Annotated in this window: 17 protein-coding genes and 1 tRNA gene; 11 read left to right on the top strand and 7 right to left on the bottom strand. The window is 56.2% G+C overall.

The window, feature by feature from the left end; genetic code table 11:
• Positions 1 to 172 precede the first annotated feature (172 nt).
• Positions 173 to 607: an ion channel gene (locus ACR0BU_RS06750; protein ID WP_298934960.1), complete on the top strand. Its 435-nt coding sequence runs from the start codon at positions 173 to 175 to the stop codon at positions 605 to 607.
• On the opposite strand, the gene cls is transcribed toward ACR0BU_RS06750, so the two are convergent.
• The 3 genes from cls to ACR0BU_RS06735 form a co-directional block, all read right to left on the bottom strand.
• A complete protein-coding gene (gene cls / locus ACR0BU_RS06745; RefSeq protein ID WP_480735623.1) occupies positions 604 to 2,016 on the bottom strand; it encodes a cardiolipin synthase in 1,413 nt (470 codons plus the stop codon). The genes ACR0BU_RS06750 and cls overlap by 4 nt on opposite strands.
• A gap of 422 nt (positions 2,017 to 2,438) precedes the next feature.
• Entirely contained in the window at positions 2,439 to 2,714 is a 276-nt protein-coding gene (locus tag ACR0BU_RS06740; protein ID WP_480735621.1) for a hypothetical protein, read from the bottom strand.
• A 225-nt stretch (positions 2,715 to 2,939) separates the two neighbouring features.
• Positions 2,940 to 4,016, bottom strand: coding sequence for an AI-2E family transporter (locus tag ACR0BU_RS06735; protein ID WP_298934963.1), 1,077 nt, complete (start codon positions 4,014 to 4,016; stop codon positions 2,940 to 2,942).
• A gap of 172 nt (positions 4,017 to 4,188) precedes the next feature.
• Here ACR0BU_RS06735 and ACR0BU_RS06730 point away from each other — a divergent pair, with 172 nt between their 5' ends.
• Positions 4,189 to 5,055 (top strand): YihY/virulence factor BrkB family protein, encoded by an 867-nt coding sequence (locus ACR0BU_RS06730; protein ID WP_480735619.1) that lies wholly within the window; start codon positions 4,189 to 4,191, stop codon positions 5,053 to 5,055.
• Between the two features lie 323 nt (positions 5,056 to 5,378).
• On the top strand, positions 5,379 to 5,552 hold the full coding sequence (locus ACR0BU_RS06725) for a hypothetical protein (protein WP_298934965.1): 174 nt from the start codon (positions 5,379 to 5,381) through the stop codon (positions 5,550 to 5,552).
• A gap of 2 nt (positions 5,553 to 5,554) precedes the next feature.
• Here the strand turns inward: ACR0BU_RS06725 and ACR0BU_RS06720 are convergent, their stop codons facing one another.
• Positions 5,555 to 6,271, bottom strand: coding sequence for an RlmE family RNA methyltransferase (locus tag ACR0BU_RS06720; protein ID WP_299075500.1), 717 nt, complete (start codon positions 6,269 to 6,271; stop codon positions 5,555 to 5,557).
• Entirely contained in the window at positions 6,271 to 7,383 is a 1,113-nt protein-coding gene (locus ACR0BU_RS06715) for a Ppx/GppA phosphatase family protein (RefSeq protein WP_299075498.1), read from the bottom strand. The genes ACR0BU_RS06720 and ACR0BU_RS06715 overlap by 1 nt, the downstream gene beginning before the upstream one ends.
• Before the next feature lie 180 nt (positions 7,384 to 7,563).
• On the opposite strand from ACR0BU_RS06715, the gene ACR0BU_RS06710 reads away from it, so the two are divergent.
• From ACR0BU_RS06710 to ACR0BU_RS06685, 6 genes are all read left to right on the top strand, one after another.
• Positions 7,564 to 9,450 (top strand): PhoX family protein, encoded by a 1,887-nt coding sequence (locus ACR0BU_RS06710; protein WP_480735617.1) that lies wholly within the window; start codon positions 7,564 to 7,566, stop codon positions 9,448 to 9,450.
• 246 nt (positions 9,451 to 9,696) lie between these two features.
• Positions 9,697 to 9,993 carry a virulence factor gene (locus tag ACR0BU_RS06705; RefSeq protein WP_298934969.1) on the top strand — a complete coding sequence of 99 codons (297 nt, stop codon included), beginning with the start codon at positions 9,697 to 9,699 and terminating at the stop codon, positions 9,991 to 9,993.
• A 26-nt stretch (positions 9,994 to 10,019) separates the two neighbouring features.
• Positions 10,020 to 10,946 (top strand): methylenetetrahydrofolate reductase, encoded by a 927-nt coding sequence (locus tag ACR0BU_RS06700; protein ID WP_480735615.1) that lies wholly within the window; start codon positions 10,020 to 10,022, stop codon positions 10,944 to 10,946.
• A 9-nt stretch (positions 10,947 to 10,955) separates the two neighbouring features.
• A complete protein-coding gene (locus tag ACR0BU_RS06695; RefSeq protein ID WP_298934970.1) occupies positions 10,956 to 12,017 on the top strand; it encodes a methyltetrahydrofolate cobalamin methyltransferase in 1,062 nt (353 codons plus the stop codon).
• Between the two features lie 126 nt (positions 12,018 to 12,143).
• Complete coding sequence (locus ACR0BU_RS06690; protein ID WP_480735613.1) at positions 12,144 to 12,971, top strand: polyphosphate kinase 2 family protein; 828 nt, start codon at positions 12,144 to 12,146, stop codon at positions 12,969 to 12,971.
• Between the two features lie 71 nt (positions 12,972 to 13,042).
• Positions 13,043 to 13,116 (top strand) — tRNA-Gly (locus ACR0BU_RS06685).
• 15 nt (positions 13,117 to 13,131) lie between these two features.
• Here the strand turns inward: ACR0BU_RS06685 and ACR0BU_RS06680 are convergent.
• Entirely contained in the window at positions 13,132 to 13,986 is an 855-nt protein-coding gene (locus ACR0BU_RS06680) for a class I SAM-dependent methyltransferase (RefSeq protein ID WP_480735611.1), read from the bottom strand.
• A gap of 24 nt (positions 13,987 to 14,010) precedes the next feature.
• A complete protein-coding gene (locus ACR0BU_RS06675) occupies positions 14,011 to 16,053 on the bottom strand; it encodes an ASKHA domain-containing protein (protein WP_480735609.1) in 2,043 nt (680 codons plus the stop codon).
• A gap of 217 nt (positions 16,054 to 16,270) precedes the next feature.
• Between ACR0BU_RS06675 and guaB the strand changes: the two genes are divergently transcribed.
• Entirely contained in the window at positions 16,271 to 17,719 is a 1,449-nt protein-coding gene (guaB, locus tag ACR0BU_RS06670; RefSeq protein WP_298934975.1) for an IMP dehydrogenase, read from the top strand.
• A 95-nt stretch (positions 17,720 to 17,814) separates the two neighbouring features.
• Complete coding sequence (locus tag ACR0BU_RS06665) at positions 17,815 to 18,972, top strand: RsmB/NOP family class I SAM-dependent RNA methyltransferase (protein WP_480735607.1); 1,158 nt, start codon at positions 17,815 to 17,817, stop codon at positions 18,970 to 18,972.
• Positions 18,973 to 19,056 lie beyond the last annotated feature (84 nt).

Genomic DNA, 19,056 nt, shown 5'->3' with positions numbered 1-19,056 from the left:
CTGACCCGTCTTACTGCGCAGGATGTGCAACTGTTTGCGTGCCTGTCCAGTGCTGACATGTATCCGGTTCCATTCGCCGCAGGCAAACTGATGCCGGGTCGGGCTTGTACCCGGGGGCGCCAAGGGTCATTCTGCACAGGCAAACCGAAGCCGCAATTCAGGATGTAAAAACATGACGTTGCCGCACCAGATCTTTTGGGGCAGTACTTTTCTGGGTCTCTGCATCGTGGTCGAGATCCTTTTGCTGACCTGGTGCACCGTGGTCATTATGAAAATGGAAGCAAAGTGGTCCGCGCGCGGCTTGTTCATGGGCACAGCAGGTCCGATTGCCACTGCGTTAGCCTTCATTGTCGCAACGCATACAATTCAAGTTTGGCTCTGGGCCATTGTCTGGGTGCTGCTTAAGGTGTTGCCGGATTTGAATTCAGCCCTTTACTTCTCGTTGGTCACATTCACGACCCTAGGTTACGGCGACATCGTCTTGGGGGATGGCCTGCGAATCTTTGGCTCATTTGCGGCTGTGGCCGGACTTTTGGCGTTCGGATTGTCTACGGCTTATATGGTAGCGCTGATGACACGGGTGTTTCAGGAGAACTTCTTTTCCTAAAGGATTGGTGCGAACAAACGGGCCAGTGGGGCGCCGAACCGGATATGGGCTGGTTGTTGGGACAGGGACCGTGTCAGCTCGTAACTCGCTTCGAAATCAGCCAGTAGCATTTGTTCCGCATCATGAGCGGCGCGGGTATCAAAAAACAGGGCCATCGCCTCAAAGTTCAGACGGAAAGAGCGGTTGTCGAGATTGGTCGTGCCGACCGCCATCAGCGTGTCATCGACCACAAATACCTTCTGGTGCATGAAGCCATCGGTGTATCGAAATACCCGCGCGCCACAGTCCCGAACCTCGTCAAAGTAAGCGAAGGCAGCTAGCCAGGGCAGACGGTGGTCAATCACCTCAGGAACAAGAATGCGGACATCCACGCCGCGCATCGCTGCGTGTTGCAGCGCGGTCATGATGTCGATGTCCGGAACAAAATAGGGAGATGCGATCCATAGGCGCTCTTTTGCCTCGGCAATGGCGGAAAAAAACATCATCGCGCCAGTTTCAGTATCGTCCCCGGGACCGGTCGCCACCAAAAGAGCGTTCATGTCCTGCTCTGATACACTGCCTGCCCAGTCCAGATGATCGATCAAATCTTCGTCGTGGGCCCAATGCCAATCCTCCGAGAAGATGAGCTGCAGCTGTCGAACAACATGCCCGGTCATCTTCAAATGGGTATCACGCCAGTGGCCAAAATGTGGATCTTCGCCCAAGTATTCGACACCTACATTATGCCCGCCGATAAAGCCGGTTTCGCCGTCAATAATCACGGTTTTGCGGTGATTGCGGTAGTTTAGCTGAAAGCGAAAATTCGGGCCGCGCTGTTGCCGTGGATCGGCGACATCAATCCCGGCTTCCTGCATCGTTTCCAGATATTGCGTGGGCAGGCCATAGCTACCGACAGCGTCGGTCATGAACCGCACATGAACCCCACGTTTTGACGCTTCGATCAGCTTTTCCTGAAGCTTTTGCCCCAGCGCATCGTCGCGGATGATATAGAACTGAATCAGCACATAGCTTTTGGCGGCGTCAATCGCCTCAAAGATAGCATCAAATGTTGCTTGCCCATCAATCAGCAACTGCGCACCGTTGCCGCGTGAGACGGGCAGGTGAGCCAAAAACTCAAACGGGCGAGGATTGATCGACATAGACGCGGGATCGGGTTTGGAATAGTCGGCAAAAGTCTTGATGCCTTCGACAACCCGTTCACTTTCCTGTCGGGCGATCCGGTAGCCACGGAACCGATGATGGCCCAGAAACAGATACATAGGCACCGCGAAAAAGGGCGCTGACAGCAAAAACACCACCCAACCGACGGCTCCCTGCGGCGTGCGTGCAGTCTGTGCGGCACGCACGGAAAACACAACCGCCGTGACGTACAGGGCAAAAACGAAGACGGAAAAGAGTAGTGTCCACATGGGGTTGGGTGACTCCGAGGTCGTTCAGTTTGCCCTAGTGTAGATGCGTGGCCAGTCATGCGCCATATCCACGATGAGCCTATCAACTCATGGCCCGGGCCCTTTGCTAAGACAAGATCAGTTTGCAATCGCCTATACGCAAAGACGGATCGCCGTTATCGATGAACTAGAAGATATCTCGGCGCAGACGCTCGCGGGTTCCTTCGTCGATAGACGTAGGTTTTGTAGTCCGGGCTATTGACTGTCGAATAATGCCTCAACGAGTTGCCAGAAACGCCAAAATTATACATAAAATCAATTTATTGTGCGAGGTATCTGCCATGTTCAAGCGTGCCAGAGGTGATTTCATCCGCCGCGCAGGTCATACGCCTCGCAGAGGGTAGCCGATAAGACAGAGCGGCCTCACCCGGATAGTTCGCATGTCAGGGTGCCTCCTCGGCGATCAGATGATTGGTGTTACGAAATAGCACAAAACTAGTGGTTTGTTGGCAGATACTCATCACGATTGACCAGGTGACCTTTGCCGATTTGATCAGTGACATAGTCTCGGTCTTCCGCAGACAAGCGATGGTTGGATCCTCGATTTGCATGCCTGCTTTGGTATCGCGCCGATGTCGGGCTTTTGATCCCGCATCAATGCTGGAATAGCCCGCCATTTCGCGATAGCGGCGGTTGCCAGCTTGCCACCCACGTGTCATGGGGGGCGGTCACATGTCATTGACGTTTAGCGGCGGTCCTGCGGCCACGACTTATGTAAAAGTCTAGCCATCGGCGGTATTCGAAGTTCAAATCTATCTGTAGGATGCTGATCTGCGTGTATCTTAAAAATTGAAGCAGAGATGCATGTTCTACGATGCAAACACATCTCGAATTCGAAATGTCCTATTTCTGAGTGATCTTTACTGGCCAAACAAACCAGACCTTTAGGTCCCGTTGTCATCTTCGCCCAGGCTACCGTCCAGGGACATCAGGATCGCAATGGGGCGCAATGCCGGAACATGGCTAAAGACAATCAGAATGCAGACAGTCAAAGGCACGCTGAGGAACGCACCGATCAACCCCCAAACCGTCGTCCAGAAGGTTAGCGCCAGAATGACAAGGAATGTGGACATGTTCAGCGACCTCCCCAACAGGGCAGGATCCAGGAAGTTACCAATCAGGAACTGCAGCGTGCCACAACCCAGAACAATGATCAGAAACGGGCCGATGCTGTCGAATTGCACCAAAGCAATCATTGCCGGGAAAATCACCGCGATAATCGATCCGATTGACGGGATGAAGTTCAACGCAAAGGTCAGTACCGCCCAAGTCTCGGCGTATTCCAACCCCAGAACTTTGAATACCGCATAGCTGATACCAGCCGTAAACAGGCTGATGAGCGTCTTAACCCCGACATAACGCTGAAGGCTGAACGAGATCGCGTCAAGCATCGACGAGAACTCTGCGCCGGTTTGTGGACTGCCTGCGGCCAGCTGGATTTTCTTGCGAAAGGCAAGGCGTTCGGCCATCAGAAACGCAACATAGAGGCTGATCAGAAAGAACTGGTTCAGCAGGGATGTTGCGCTGCCCAGTAACAGGCGGGCCAGATAAGACATGTCGATACTGACCAGATTGTCACGGATGAAGGTGGTGATATCGTTGCCCACCAAGCCGGTAATCCGATCAACCGCGCTGTCAAATTGTGTTTCATAGGTGCCGATTGAGCGCGCAAACTGCGTGGCCTGACTGCCCAGAATGTACATTATCATAAACAAACCGGCTAATACCACGGTTACGCCAGCGATGTTTGCCAACCAGACAGGCGCACGCGTAACGGCGATAACACGGTCGCTGAGTGCGATGATCAGAACATTTACTAACAATGCCATGGTCAACGGGATCAGGAAGGCAGCCCCTGCATATAGTCCCAACACCAAAAGGCTGGCGACAATGCAGGTGTCGCGAACGACCGACAACTTAAGTCTTGGGCGATCCGGTGTGTCTTGCTGATCCGAGGTCATCCAGATCCCTGAAATGCGCGCGGCGATGCGCTGGAAAAAATGGCGTAGATATCCTGATCCTGCACAAGCGATTGAGTTTATGCAATGCAGTCAGATATTTGTCGGATCGATTATTGCCGTGTGTCGCGTTTGACGGGTTCTGTGTTTTTCGGTGTCGCGATAGGGTCAAAGTATGACCGGACATGTGATTCCCTCGGTTGGTCTTCCCGTGCAGGCGTTGTGGATGGCCATTCGCCGCTTTAACGACAAGAACGGGTTCGTCATGAGCAGCCATGTCGCCATGTCGCTGATGATGGCGCTGTTTCCCTTTGTTCTGTTTACGGTGGCTTTGGCTGGCACACTGTCGCAGGGATATGCGACAGATGAATTGATCGATCTGATTTTTGGCGCATGGCCCAAGGATGTTGCCGACCCGATCGTTTCCGAATTGCGCGCGGTTCTGGCCGGATCAGGGTCGGGCGTCATCACGCTCGGGGGTTTGCTGGCAGTCTATTTTGCATCAAATGGTGTGGCCGCTGTGCGGGCCGCGATAAACCAAGCCTATCACGACTATGATCACTGGCCGTTCTGGAAAACGCGGCTGCTATGCTTCGTGTTGGTCATTTTAGGCGGCGCAGCGATTCTGGCCATCGCAGCGTTCGAAGTCGTCTTGCCGGTCTACACTCAGCTGGTTTCAGACAGAACGGCGGTGAATGTATCCGATTGGCTTTCGGTGGACAGGTTGCGATGGACGTTTACCGTGGCCGTTCCTGTGGGAACCGTTCTCTTGGCTCATTTGATCCTGCCGGCGCGCCGACATCGGTTGTCTCAGATCTTTCCGGGCGTCCTTCTGACACTGATCTTGTGGGCGATCGGAGGATGGGTGTTTTCTATCTATATCGCTCAATTCGCCACTTACAGCGCTACCTATGCCGGGCTGGCGGGCGCCATGGCGGCTTTGATCTTTCTTTACCTTTGTGCAGCAATGCTGATCCTTGGGGCGGAATACAACGGTGCCCTGATTGCATTGCGCACCAAAGCCAAAGACGATGCCTCATGAGGTTGGCGGTATGGCTCTGACGTTACGCAATGCGGGGCCGCCGAACAGGCGTTCCTCAAGGTTGCCATGATGGATCCGCAACGGGCCGAAGCCTGACCTATGCTGGTCCAGTTGGCGCAGATCGACCGGGGCCCGGATGCTGCCTGAGATGTATTGAACTAAGCATTGGTTCGGATGCCACTAGATCCAAGCTTGCTGCAATTGTCGACACAACTTGCCCGCTGACATGGCACCATCGTGCCAGTATTAAGCCATTTTCCCGGCGGATTTGGTGACTACGCTTCTGAGCAGAATAATGCTCTGAATGTGTTTAAAGGTGACCAATGTCGGACAAAACGACGAAGCAGAAGGTTTCGCTTGATCAGCGAATTGCCGAGCTGCGCGACAGAAAGCCCGTTGATCTGAACCACGGGGAGGCACTGCTGTTGCAGGGAATCGCCACAGCATCTTGGCGCGAGCCGCGTCTCGCAAAGGATCATTTCGCGCTCGAGGATTGATCTCAGCCACGGAACCCGGTTGCGACAACAAACTTTTCAGAACTGTCCGAACGAGATGCAGGTGGTTTTACATTGGCCACTTTGTCGAACTTCTGTTTCAACAGTTTTTGCAGGTCACCTTCGGCGCCCCCAGCCAGAACTTTGGCAACAAAGGTTCCGCCTTCTTCCAGAACATCGAATGAGAAATAGGCCGCCGTTTCGCACAGGGCCATGATCCGCAAGTGGTCCGTTTGCTTGTGTCCCGATGACGAGGCCGCCATGTCAGACATCACGACATCGGCCTTGCCGCCCATCCACTCTTTGACCTTTTGATCAGCGTCGTCTTCCATGAAATCCAACACATGAATTTCGGCCCCTGCGATCGGTTCAACCTCTTGTATATCGATGCCCAGAACAGTGCCGATTTTCTTGCCGGATTTCTCACCCAGCGCGTTGACGCGTTTGACGGCGACCTGACACCAGCCACCCGGAGCGCAGCCCAGATCAACTACCCGTGCGCCCGGTACAAGAAAGCGGAATTTTTCGTCCAGTTCCAGTATCTTGAACGCAGCACGCCCCCGGTAGCCTTCGGTCTGCGCCCGTTTGACGTAGGGATCATTCAGCTGCCGCTGCAGCCAGCGGGTCGAGCTGAGTTTGCGCCCGCGTGCCGTTTTCACTTGAACCTTCAGGTCGCGTTGTCCGCGACCCGAGGTGTTTTTACCAGTTGGTGTCTTCGCCATTAAAACGGTCCGTCTTCCAATACGCCGTCCGCGCTCATCTGAGCATAAAGCAGGCCCTCGCGCAGCCCCCGGTCCGCCACGGAGAGGCGGTCGGTGGGCCAGCAACGCAGCAATGCCTGCAAAATGGCCGAGCCGGACATGATCAGGGCCTGCCTATCATCACCGATACGGGGATCGCGGCGGCGCCCATGAGGGCCGAGTTCTAGATAACCACGTATGACTTTGTCAATCTGATCGCTGGTCATACGCAACCCGTCCACTTTGGTCCGGTCATAACGCTTGAGGCCAAGATGCGAGGCCGCGACTGTGGTCACCGTGCCGCTGGTGCCGACAATCTGAAACCCTTCGCGGGTCTGTTCGTCTTTATATGGGGCAAAATCGGCCAGGTTTTCTTCAAAGAACCAGCTCATCAAAGCAAACCGGGCCGAGTCATCCTCGACATCATTGAACTGATCCCGCAGTGTCGCAACGCCAAGGGGCACACTGATCCAGTCCACCACTTTGGCGGCGGGAAAGGGGCTATCTGCGGTGTGGAACCCGTTGTGCAATCGCATGATCGCCGCCGGACGGTCCCGGCGCGCAATTGACGAGATATCGATCCAAACAAGTTCCGTCGATCCGCCACCAATGTCCACAACTAGCAATTGCTCGGTCTTGGTTGAAACCAACGGGGCGCATGAAATGACGGCCAAACGGGCTTCTTCTTCGGGCTGAATGATCTCAAGCGTCAGACCGGTTTCACGTTTCACCTGGCGGATGAAATCACGTGAATTTTTTGCCCGCCGGCACGCCTCGGTCGCGACCAGACGCATCCGTTTGACTTTATTGCGTTTCAGCTTTTGCTGGCAAATCCGCAGGGCTTGTACGGTGCGCGCCATCGACGCCCGTGACAGCCGCCCGGTGCGTTCCAATCCGGCACCCAACTGCACGGACTTGGAGAAGCTGTCTACCACATGGAACCCGCTTGCCTTGGGCTGGGCTATCAACATGCGGCAGCTATTTGTCCCCAAATCCAGCGCCGCATACAAAGCATCTGGATCGGGTCTATCCGGCGCGGGGCTTTCAACCGCTTTCGGGAACGCGCCCGCACCTTTGGGACGCTTGGGCGCCATCGTCACGCCCTCCGATTTTCAAGTTACCCCGACCCTAGGCGGCGCTTCGCCGACGTGCAAGCGATTTCAATTTTGAATTTAACGCAACTGTCACATGCGGTTCATACTGAGATGCGACCTGATTGGTCGAAACCCATTGCGGGATTCTCTACCAGCTTACAGCCAGATACGGAGTCTGCCATGAATGATGAGCGCCCTCTTTCCTTTGATGAATTTGACGAAGTCGTAAATCCACGACCAGAAGAATGCGAATTTGACCGTGTTGTCGAACGCGCCTTGTCGCGTCGCGGATTTTTGGGTGGTGTTCTGGCCATGGGCAGTTTCACGGCTGTTGGTGGATCGATTCTGCCCTCAGGTGCAAGCGCTGCATCGGACCGGTTCTCATTCGAGGCAATTCCGATCTCTACAGCGGACGAAGTGATTGTACCGCCGGGGTACAAAGCCGAAGTCATGGTACGGTGGGGGGATCCGCTGTGGTCTGATGCACCTGAATTCGACCATGCGACCCGTGGCACCGCAGCCAGCCAGGAAAGGGCGTTTGGGGACAACACTGACGGCCAGGACGTGTTCTTTCACGACGGTCATACCCTACTGGTCGTCAACAACGAATATACCAATCGCGATATTCTTTGGGGCAACAACCCCGATGCCAAGGCAGCATCTGACGATGATGTCGCCAAGGGCATGATGGCCCATGGTGTAACCGTCGTCGAAATCGCCAATACCGACGGTAAGTGGGGTATCGTAAAAGACAGCCCTTATAACCGCCGCGTTACACCCCAGACCGTTATGACCCTGACAGGGCCTGCAGCAGGCGATGACCTGATGAAAACGGCTGCGGATCCAAGCGGCACTACATGCAAAGGCACCTGGAATAATTGCGGTAACGGCAAGACGCCGTGGGGCACCTATCTGGCCTGTGAAGAGAACTTTAACGGTTACTTTTCCGCAGCTGACGAAAACCACGAAGTCGAAGACCATCTCAAGCGCTATGGCGTGTCCTCGAAAGACTGGGGATATGGCTGGGCCAAGATTGACGAACGGTTCGACGTGTCCAAACATCCGAATGAACCGCATCGTGCAGGCTATGTTGTCGAGATCGACCCATCTGACCCGACGTCGACACCTCGTAAGCTGACAGCTTTGGGCCGTTTCAAACACGAAAACGCAGAAACTGTCGTCAACAACGATGGTCGCGTTGTTGTGTATATGGGCGATGATGAGCGGGGCGAGTTCCTGTATCGCTTCGTGTCTGACGGCGTTTATGCGCCTGGCGTCGATACCAACCCGCTGTTGGAAAACGGCACCCTTTCCGTCGCGAAATTCAACGACGATGGCACGGGTGAGTGGTTGGACCTGACCCCCGAAACGACTGGCCTTGCCTCGGCGGCCGAAGTCAGCGTGCATACACGTCAGGGTGCCTCGGCCGTCGGTGCGACCACGATGGACCGGCCCGAATGGGTTGCGGCAAATCCAAACGCACCCGAGGTCTATTGCTGTCTCACCAACAACAAGAACCGGGGCGTAAAGCCGAATGCAGGCGGCGATGAAACACCCGCAGGGGGGCCGAACCCGCGTGAGGCAAATAACTATGGCCAGATCGTGCGGTGGCGTCCCGATGGGGGCGATCATACTGCAGCCGGCTTTGGCTGGGATCTGTACGTGCTTGCTGGCAACCCAACTGTCCATCAAGACGCCTATGGCGGGTCGGACAACGTGAATGCTGACAACATGTTCAACTCACCCGATGGTCTGAAATTCGACAACCATGGCCTGCTATGGATCCAGACGGACGGTACGTACTCCAACGAAGGCAACTTTGAAGGGCAGGGCAATAACCAGATGCTGGCGGGTGATCCGGTCACCGGTGAAATCCGCCGTTTCCTTGTGGGACCTAACGAGTGTGAGGTTACTGGCCTAAGCTGGTCCCCGGATCGTCGCACCATGTTTGTTGGCATTCAGCATCCGGGCGAGGACGGCAACAGCCACTGGCCAGAAGGGGGTGATGCAGTGCCACGCTCGGCCATCATTGCGGTCACGCGCGATGACGGTGGCTTGCTCGGTTAAGCCCTCTTAAGCCTGAAAATGACCCTGAACGGTGGACGCCGCTCGGGGTTTTCTTTGTTTATGTGCCGATTTCATAGTGACGTTGAGAATTTTGATATGCGTGTTCTGTAAGGAATTGGCTAAAAGCCCCATATCCGGTCGTGGGCAAAAAACGTCGCTGGATAAGCGTCGTGTGTCGAAATTCGACCGACCCGCGCCCACATAGAAGTTTAGAACCAGCCCATCTGGTTAGGAGGAATCACGGCGATGCCTGACGTCACTATCGTATACTGGCGCGACATTCCCGCTCAGGTCATCGTTGGCAAAGGCCGACGTGGGGCCAAGCGGCAGCTGGAGGAACGGTTCGAGCAAGCCATCGACCGGGCTGCAATGAAGGTGAACGCCAAGGACAGTGATGCCTATCTGGCTGAGTGGCGCAAGGCGGCCCCCTTCGCAGTCGAAGGCGAGCCAGCCGAGATTGCCGAGGCAGAAGCCGTGCGTCTGGAAACGGAATACGATCAGGATCGCATCAAGACCCTGATTGCCAATGACGGTTGGGCATGAACCCAAAATCTTTATGGGAGGCCGCGATGGCTTTGCTGAACTTCAAGAAACGTGATGCGGCTGAAAAGGCCCCGGTAAACCCGACCGTCGAAGCCTTTTTGCAGGGTTATTCGATTGAGGTGATGCCGCGCACCGCCGAAAAGGTCGAAGATTTCCGCGCGTTGCTGCCCGAAGGTACACGCGTTTACATCGCCCATATCGAAGGCACGCCCATCGAGGATATGGTCAAGACCGCCAAGCGGATCGCTGACGAAGGCTATCCGGTCATGCCGCACTTTCCGGCGCGGATTATCAAAGATGCGGCGACGCTGGAAAACTGGATCTCGATGTATCAGGGCGAGGCGGGCGTAGATCAGGCATTGCTGCTGGCCGGTGGTGTTACCAACCCACACGGCGATTTCGACAGCTCGATGCAGTTGTTGGAAAGCGGTCTGTTCGACAAGGCGGGCTTTAAGCGCTTGCACGTCGCGGGTCATCCAGAAGGCAACAAGGATATCGACCCAGATGGCTCGACCAAGAATGTCGACGACGCGCTGCGCTGGAAGCAGAAATTCAGCGAGACCACGGATGCCGAAATGGCGCTGGCAACGCAGTTTGCGTTTGAAGCCAAACCGATCATCGAATGGGCCGACAGTCTGAAAGAAGCTGGTATCGATATTCCAGTCCATATCGGTATCGCCGGTCCGGCCAAGCTGCAGACGCTGATCAAGTTCGCCATCGCCTGCGGTGTTGGCCCGTCGCTGAAGGTCCTGCAAAAGCGTGCGATGGATGTGTCCAAGCTGCTGCTGCCCTATGAGCCGACCGATGTGATCACCGAGCTGGCCAACCACAAAGCGGCCAACCCAGATTTCAACATCACCAATGTACACTTCTTCCCGCTTGGCGGCATCAAGACCAACGCCAACTGGGCCATCAATAACGGCGGCGCTTCGGCAAAGCCTGCAAACTCCTAAGGAACGGACATGACGCGTACAGTCGTAGAATCAAAAACAAAAACTGCCGTTCTGGGCTTTGATGAGCCGTTTTGTGTGATCGGTGAGCGGATCAATCCGACCGGTCGCAAGAAGCTGGCAGCTGAGCTGGAAGCAGGCGATTTCTCGACTGTCGAGAAGGATGCATTGGCCCAGGTTGCGGCGGGCGCGACGGTTCTGGATATCAACGCGGGCGTTGTCTACAACTCGAACCCCAATCCAAACGAGACCGAGCCGCCACTGATGCGCAAGATCGTTGAACTGGTGCAGGGGCTGGTCGACGTTCCGCTTTGCGTCGATTCCTCGGTTCCCGGTGCGTTGGAAGCCGGGCTTGAGGCGGCCGAAGGTCGCCCTCTGCTGAATTCGGTCACTGGCGAGGAAGATCGTCTGGAATTGGTTCTGCCGCTGGTCAAGAAGTATAACGTGCCAGTCGTTGCGATCTCGAACGACGATACGGGTATTTCAGAAGATCCAAATGTACGGTTCGAAGTGGCCAAAAAGATCGTCGAGCGCGCTGCCGACTTCGGTATCCCTGCGCATGACATCGTCGTTGACCCGTTGGTGATGCCCATTGGTGCGATGGCAACCGCTGGCCAGCAGGTGTTTGCTCTGGTCCGTCGCTTGCGCGAGGAACTTGGTGTAAACACCACTTGCGGCGCTTCTAACGTCTCGTTCGGCCTGCCGAACCGCCACGGTATCAACAACGCCTTCCTTCCGATGGCTATGGGCGCAGGCATGACTTCGGCGATCATGAACCCGGTGGCGCTGCCGGTTGGTCCCAAGAAACTGGCAGAGAAAAAGGCCGAGGTTGAAGCCAAAGGCATTATCTTGCCCGCCGATATGGATGATGAAACTTTCTGCCAGCTGTTCGGTCTGGGTTCGACCCTGCCGCGTGCCGGGAAAGAGATGGAGGCAATTCGGGCCGCCAATCTGTTGACCAACAACGACCCGCATGGTGGGGCGTGGATCAAGTTCAACAAAGCCCCCAGCGAAGCCGGGGCTGAAGGGGCCGGAGGTGGTCGTCGTGGCGGTGGCCGCCGTCGTCGCGCCTGATTTACTTGAAATCGTCAAGCGAGGCCGGGCCATAAGCCTGGCCTTTTTCGTTTGACTCTGATCAATGCCAGGATCCCCGATTTGGGCAAAATGGCCTGACCCAGCACACAACGATCAGGCATTATCATGGCAAGACATCACCCTCCGAAACTGTCGGACGCTGACCTGTCGCAACGGTTGGCAAAGCACGACTATTACGATCAGCTTGCGGATCTGCAGGCGCAGCTTGCGCGTATTCAACAGGCCTTTTTGTTTCATGATTTAAAGGGGGTGATCGTATTCGAAGGGTGGGATGCCGCAGGCAAGGGCGGTACAATCCGTCGGATCAGTCAGGCTTTGGACCCGCGCAGCTTCAAGGTTTGGCCTATCGGGGCGCCTAGGAACTACTACCTCAATCGACACTACCTGCTACGCTTCTGGGAACGGCTGCCGCCCAGTGGGGCAATCTCGGCCTTTGATCGCAGCTGGTATGGGCGGGTGTTGGTCGAACGGATCGAAAACCTTACACCAGAAAATCGATGGCGCGCCGCGTATCAAGAAATCAACGATTTCGAACGCATGCTGGTGGATGACGGGACACGGATCGTGAAGCTGTACTTTCACATTTCCCCCGAAGAACAGATGAAACGCTTTACCGAGCGTCTGACCAATCCGCTGAAACGTTGGAAACTGACCTATGAGGATTTTCGCAACCGCGAAAAATGGGAGGCGGCTGAGGTTGCTGTAGATGAGATGCTAGCCCGTACGTCGACAGGTATAGCGCCGTGGCATGTTATTCCCGCAAACAACAAAAAATATGGGCGTATCAACGCGATGAGCGCGGTTGTTAAGGCGTTCTCGAAGGATGTGGACCTTAATCCTCGGCATTTGGATACGCGCACGTTGGACGCGGCCTGCGAGGCATTGGACCTGGATCAGTCCCTGATCAACAGTCTGCGTGCGCGGACGGAATGACGATTTTGCGCCGCGGCCTAGATGATCCGGCTTGAACCTTGGCTGGCGGCGATGATATCCAAACCAGAGCGGCGGGTATGATGTAATGGTAGCCTGTCAGCTTCCCAAGCTGAACGCGCGGGTTCGATTCCCGCTACCCGCTCCAACTCTGACCTTCACATCACGACGCACGGCGGGCTTGATACAAGTTGATCACGGCTGGAAGGCCGGTTTCGTCTGTTAACATAGGTCTGAACTCTTCAGAAACAGCCTGCTGAATTACAGAAACATCTTCTTTTGACCCGTCGAAATGAGAGATGACCCGCGCTGCCGGGCCGACGCGGGTGCATAAGGTCGCGGTTTTCTCGATCGTATCAAGAAAATTCAGCCCGATTGGGATTGCGTGCGCCCGGACGTCTTTCAATCCGGCTTCCGTCATCATACCGGCCACATGGTCAAGATCATGAAAAGCAAGCGGGCCGGGCGCGTAACGGTCAACCTTGGGCGGATGTCCCAATCGATTGGTGGCGGCGATATGCGGTATCCGAAACCACGGATTGTCCGCCAAGGGGCCCCAGGCGGCAAACGTCATTTGACCGTTCGGTGCCAGCGCTCGCGCAATGTTTTTGAACGCGGCAATGGAATCATCAAAAAACATCACCCCGAATCGAGAGATTGCCGCATCCCGGCCTGTTTCTGGAAACTGGGTGACCTGCGCATCGGCCCGTTGAAAATCAACGTTGCCCAGTCCGCTTTCTTTGGCTCGTTGCGCGGCCCGGTCCAGAAACGGTTGTGAGATATCGGCCCCGAGTATGTGCCCGTCAGCGCCAACTTGCCTCGCCGCAGCCAAGCTGCTGACGCCAGTTCCACAGCCGATATCCAGAACGCGCATGCCTTTGTTCAGATCGGCGTATTTCAGGATCAAATCAATGACCGGGGCCATCATATGATCAAGCTGGTCCTCATAGGTCAGCCATTTGGCGCCAGAAGGTGAGTTGCTCCAATATTCTGCCTGGTCCTCATTCGCGATCTGCATGCCGTCCTCCTGTGGATAGCAGGACTATGCTTTGCGCCGCCTCCTGCGGCCAGCTTTTTCAGGATCGCCGCCTGTGTTGAATGAAGGCGATGGCAGGGTAACAATCTGACCCAGTTCGGGGAATGGATCTGTCTTGTGCGGGATCGCATTTGCAGCGACGAAATGGTCCTGAAATTTGGGTTCGATGGCGGTTTCGACCTTTGTAATCTGGCGCACGACCTGCTCGATTTCCGACCGGGCTGCGATGTTACACAGCGCAATCCGTGCCCCGGTTCCGGCGGCATTGCCCGCGCTGGAGACTTTGTCCAACGGTGCGTCCGGGATCATCCCCAGAACCATGGCGTGTTTGGTCGAAATATGCGCCCCAAACGCGCCCGCCAGAACGACACGGTCAACCTTGTCGACCTTCATTTCGTCCATCAATAGGCGCGCACCAGCATAGAGCGCCGATTTCGCCAGTTGAATGGCCCGAATGTCACCTTGCGTGACGGTGATCCGCGGGCCACCTTCGGCGCTGGCGTCATGGATCAGATAGGAATGCGTGCGCCCTTCTGGGACGGCGCGTGTGGTGCCGGTTTGCTCGGCTGAACCGATCAAGCCACTTTCATCCAGCAGACCTGCGATGCGCATTTCGGCGACCGCCTCGATGATGCCGGACCCACAGATGCCGGTGATGCCGGTGGTCGCGATATCCTGATCAAACCCGTCTTCATCTGACCATTTCTCGGATCCGATGACCTGAAAGCGGGGTTCCTTGGTCACTGGGTCGATCTCAATGCGCTCGATTGCGCCAGGCGCTGCTCGCTGGCCCGAGCTGATCTGAGCGCCCTCAAACGCGGGTCCTGTGGGCGAAGAACAGGCCAATACGCGGGTGGTGTTGCCCAATAGGATTTCGGCGTTTGTGCCGACGTCAACGATCAGCACCAGATCCTCGGACTTGCCGGGTTCTTCCGACAGGGCAACGGCGGCACAATCGGCCCCGACATGGCCAGCGATGCAGGGCAAGATGTACACTTGCGCGCGCGGATTCATGTTGGTCAGGTCAATCTCGTGCGCTGGCAGCGAGAGGCTCTCGGACGTAGCCAGCGCAAACGGAGCTTGGCCCAGTTCCACAGGATCCAACCCCAGCAGCAAGTGGTGCATGACCGGGTTGCAGACAAACACCGTTTCCACAATCAGCTTTGCGTCGATCTCGGCGTCTGCAGCAATAGACGTGGTCAGATCATTGATCGCCTCGCGCACTGCTTTGGTCATTTCCTGATCGCCGCCGGGGTTCATCATGGCATATGAAACTCGGCTCATGAGGTCTTCGCCAAAGCGGATCTGAGGGTTCATCAGGCCAGAGGATGCTTTGACCTGGCCGGTTTCCAGATCGGTCAGGTGGGCGGCGATGGTGGTTGAGCCGAGGTCAATCGCCAACCCATACAGGCCACCTTCGTGCAGTCCCGGCCAGATTTCCACGATTCGGCCGGCATTGTCCTTGTGACCTTTGTGAACCGCGACCGTAACCTCCCATTTGCCTTTGCGCAGCGTGGGTTGCAGCTTGGACATAAGGGACAGATCGGCGGTGACGTCACCAATCATCCATTGCTGCTGCAAGGCCCGTTCCAAACGCTCAAGGTCACCTGTCGGAGAATGCATGTCCGGCTCTTCAACCACGACAAAATAAAGTCGGGTCGCCGGATCCATGGTGATTGCCCGCGCTGTCGCCGCTTTGCGGACGACCTGTCGATGCACCTGACTTTCAGGCGGCACATCGATTACAATATCGCCCTGAACAGTGGCTTGGCATCCCAAGCGGCGACCAGGTTTCAGGCCGCGTTTGTCGTCATAGCGCTGTTCGACCGCATTCCATTCGCTCAACGCGCCGTCTGATACGGTGACTCCGTGCTTGGGAAACTCACCGTAGCTGGGCGTGATCTGGCACTTTGAACAAATCCCGCGTCCGCCGCAAACCGAATCCAGATCGACCCCCAACTGGCGGGCGGCGGTCAGAATCGGTGTGCCTGCGGGAAAATGCCCGCGTTTGCCTGACGGGGTAAAAACAACAAGGGGGTCGGTGGTCATGAACGGCCTGCCTTTTGTATTCGCAAGTATCCCGCGCAACATATGGGTTTGCGGGCAAAGGGAAAGGGCATTCAGCGGCACGTTTTGCACATGTTGCGTCGTTTTGGGGCGCGGCATTGGCCCGCATGGAACAACAACTTGTTGCAGGGGGCTTTTCCTTGGGTCAAATCCATGTAATAGGGTCACCGCCAAACGGGCTTTTGCATGGAGTTAGATGATGCAGATTCGTGAGGCACTCACCTTTGACGACGTTCTCTTGGTGCCGGGCGCATCTTCCGTGCTGCCGGCAACGGCTGACACGGCGACGCGTGTAACGCGCGAGATCACCATGAATATCCCGCTGCTCAGCTCGGCGATGGATACGGTGACCGAGGCGCGGATGGCCATTGCAATGGCACAGGCGGGCGGAATTGGCGTTGTCCACAAGAACCTGACCATCGAAGAACAGGCGCGCGAGATACGACGTGTGAAACGGTTTGAATCCGGCATCGTCTACAATCCGGTCACGTTGCGTGTGGATCAAACGCTGGCCGACGCGCAGGCTTTGGTTGAGCGTTACAATTTCACCGGGTTTCCGGTGGTCGAGGAAAACGGCCGGGTGGTCGGCATCCTGACCAACCGGGACATGCGGTTCGCATCGTCTGACAATACGCCAGTCAAGGCGATGATGACCTCGGACAATCTGGCCATGTTGCAGGAACCCGCGGATCTGGAAGAGGCCAAAAGCCTGATGCGCGCACGCCGGATCGAAAAGCTGCTGGTCGTTGATGGTGAAGGCAAACTGACCGGTCTGCTGACCCTGAAGGATACCGAGCAAGCCGTTCTGAACCCGACAGCCTGCAAAGACCGCTTGGGCCGTTTACGCGTCGCGGCGGCGACCTCGGTCGGGGATGCAGGATTTGAACGGTCCGAGCAGCTGGTGGATTCGGGTGTCGATATTATTGTAGTGGACACCGCACATGGTCACTCTCAAGGCGTTCTGGACGCTGTCACGCGGGTCAAAACCCTATCAAACGAAGTGCAGATCATCGCGGGCAACGTCGCAACCGGAGAAGCCACCCGGGCGCTGATTGATGCGGGCGCAGACGCGATCAAGGTGGGCATCGGACCGGGGTCGATTTGCACAACGCGCATGGTGGCAGGGGTCGGAGTGCCTCAGCTGACGGCGATCATGGATTGCGCTTCGGCCGCGCAGGATGTGCCAGTGATCGCCGATGGCGGCATCAAGTTTTCCGGAGATTTCGCCAAGGCGATTGCGGCAGGTGCGTCTTGTGCCATGGTCGGATCAATGATCGCGGGCACCGACGAAAGCCCGGGCGAGGTCATCTTGTATCAGGGGCGGTCGTTCAAATCTTATCGCGGCATGGGTAGCCTGGGTGCAATGGCGCGCGGTTCGGCGGATCGCTATTTCCAAAAGGATGCGGCCAACGACAAGCTGGTTCCCGAGGGGATCGAAGGGCAGGTGCCTTACAAAGGGTCGGCCAGTGCAGTTGTACATCAGTTGGTTGGCGGGTTGCGTGCAGCCATGGGGTACACTGGCTGCGCGACGGTTGATGAGATGCGTCGCAACTGCAACTTCGTCAAGATTACAGGTGCGGGCTTGAAAGAAAGCCACGTACACGACGTGCAGATCACCCGTGAAAGCCCGAACTACCGGGTGATGTGATCCATTGGAGTCCATCTCACGGCGCCCTCAATAGGGCGCCGTTTTGCGTTCGAATTTGTCATTTTGTATGCCTCTGATCGCTAAGGATAACTGACATGACCCCTGCAGCCCGTGTTCAAGCCTCAATCGAAATCCTGGATGACATTCTGGCCGGGATGCCGGTTGAAAAGGCGTTGACGGGTTGGGCCCGGCGCAGTCGCTTTGCCGGGTCGAAAGACCGCGCGGCAGTTCGCGATTATGTCTTTGATGCGGTGCGTTGCAAGCGGTCCTTTGCTGCACTTGGCGGGGCGAACACGGGGCGCGGCCTGATGATCGGCGCAGTTCGTGCCGAGCAGGGGAATTTGGAGGCGTTGTTTTCCGGAGATCGACACGCACCGTCCCCAGTTCTTGAGGCTGAAACAACCAGAGATTTCACCTCGGACTCGGAACGTTTCGACATTCCCGAGTGGTTATGGCCCCGGTTCTCGGCATCGCTGGGCGGGGAAGCAATTCCAGTGGCGCAATCACTGCAAACCCGCGCAGCGGTTCATCTGCGCGTGAACCTTTTGAAGGGCGACGTGGCCACGGCACTGTTGGCGCTGGAAGATGACAATATCAAAGCGCTTCCTCATCCCGCCTGCGATACTGCGTTGGAGGTGACAGAAGGCGCGCGAAAAATCTCGCAAAGCCGCGCCTATGCCAATGGTCTGGTGGAACTGCAAGATGCAGCCAGTCAGGCGGTTGTGGCAGCCCTGGATCTAAAGCCCGGGATGCGTGTTCTTGACTATTGTGCAGGAGGCGGTGGCAAAGCGCTGGCGTTGGCCGCGCACAAAGGGCTCGAGGTGTTTGCCCATGACGTGAATGCCGGACGGATGCGCGACCTGCCGGTCCGGGCCGCGCGGGCCGGTGCAAAAATCACAATGCTGACCACTGACGAGATTGCCGGTGTGGCCCCGTTTGATGTTGTCCTAGCTGATGTCCCGTGTTCGGGCAGCGGTTCATGGCGACGTGCGCCTGCAGGTAAATGGGCACTAGCAGACGAGCGTTTGCAGGACCTGACGGCAATTCAGACAAGGATTTTGACGCAGATCATGAGTTTGGTTGGGGAGCACGGGACATTAGCATATGCGACCTGCTCAATGCTGAACGATGAAAACGGTACAGTCGTGGATCGTTTTCTTGAACGTAATCCGAAGTGGCGGGAAAGCTTTCGAAGATCGTGGCTGGTTACACACGGCACTGATGGTTTCTTCACAGCGCACTTGACGCGGTAACCATCTGGCGATTAGCAACCACAGGTAGAGTATTTCTTTCTAGTGTCCTTTAAGCGGGTGTTAACGTTTTTTGGATCGTTTTAA

The organism is Ruegeria sp. CK2, assembly GCF_056536585.1.
Note: the sequence above shows the minus strand (reverse complement) of the source record. Positions and strands in the feature narration are given on the sequence as shown.

Excerpts from the sequence above, each read along its gene's own strand:
- ACR0BU_RS06750 (WP_298934960.1), top strand. The coding sequence starts at position 173 with ATGACGTTGCCGCACCAGATCTTTTGGGGCAGTACTTTTCTGGGTCTC.
- cls (WP_480735623.1), bottom strand. The coding sequence starts at position 2,016 with ATGTGGACACTACTCTTTTCCGTCTTCGTTTTTGCCCTGTACGTCACG.
- ACR0BU_RS06740 (WP_480735621.1), bottom strand. The coding sequence starts at position 2,714 with ATGACACGTGGGTGGCAAGCTGGCAACCGCCGCTATCGCGAAATGGCG.
- ACR0BU_RS06735 (WP_298934963.1), bottom strand. The coding sequence starts at position 4,016 with ATGACCTCGGATCAGCAAGACACACCGGATCGCCCAAGACTTAAGTTG.
- ACR0BU_RS06730 (WP_480735619.1), top strand. The coding sequence starts at position 4,189 with ATGACCGGACATGTGATTCCCTCGGTTGGTCTTCCCGTGCAGGCGTTG.
- ACR0BU_RS06725 (WP_298934965.1), top strand. The coding sequence starts at position 5,379 with ATGTCGGACAAAACGACGAAGCAGAAGGTTTCGCTTGATCAGCGAATT.
- ACR0BU_RS06720 (WP_299075500.1), bottom strand. The coding sequence starts at position 6,271 with ATGGCGAAGACACCAACTGGTAAAAACACCTCGGGTCGCGGACAACGC.
- ACR0BU_RS06715 (WP_299075498.1), bottom strand. The coding sequence starts at position 7,383 with ATGGCGCCCAAGCGTCCCAAAGGTGCGGGCGCGTTCCCGAAAGCGGTT.
- ACR0BU_RS06710 (WP_480735617.1), top strand. The coding sequence starts at position 7,564 with ATGAATGATGAGCGCCCTCTTTCCTTTGATGAATTTGACGAAGTCGTA.
- ACR0BU_RS06705 (WP_298934969.1), top strand. The coding sequence starts at position 9,697 with ATGCCTGACGTCACTATCGTATACTGGCGCGACATTCCCGCTCAGGTC.
- ACR0BU_RS06700 (WP_480735615.1), top strand. The coding sequence starts at position 10,020 with ATGGCTTTGCTGAACTTCAAGAAACGTGATGCGGCTGAAAAGGCCCCG.
- ACR0BU_RS06695 (WP_298934970.1), top strand. The coding sequence starts at position 10,956 with ATGACGCGTACAGTCGTAGAATCAAAAACAAAAACTGCCGTTCTGGGC.
- ACR0BU_RS06690 (WP_480735613.1), top strand. The coding sequence starts at position 12,144 with ATGGCAAGACATCACCCTCCGAAACTGTCGGACGCTGACCTGTCGCAA.
- ACR0BU_RS06680 (WP_480735611.1), bottom strand. The coding sequence starts at position 13,986 with ATGCAGATCGCGAATGAGGACCAGGCAGAATATTGGAGCAACTCACCT.
- ACR0BU_RS06675 (WP_480735609.1), bottom strand. The coding sequence starts at position 16,053 with ATGACCACCGACCCCCTTGTTGTTTTTACCCCGTCAGGCAAACGCGGG.
- guaB (WP_298934975.1), top strand. The coding sequence starts at position 16,271 with ATGCAGATTCGTGAGGCACTCACCTTTGACGACGTTCTCTTGGTGCCG.
- ACR0BU_RS06665 (WP_480735607.1), top strand. The coding sequence starts at position 17,815 with ATGACCCCTGCAGCCCGTGTTCAAGCCTCAATCGAAATCCTGGATGAC.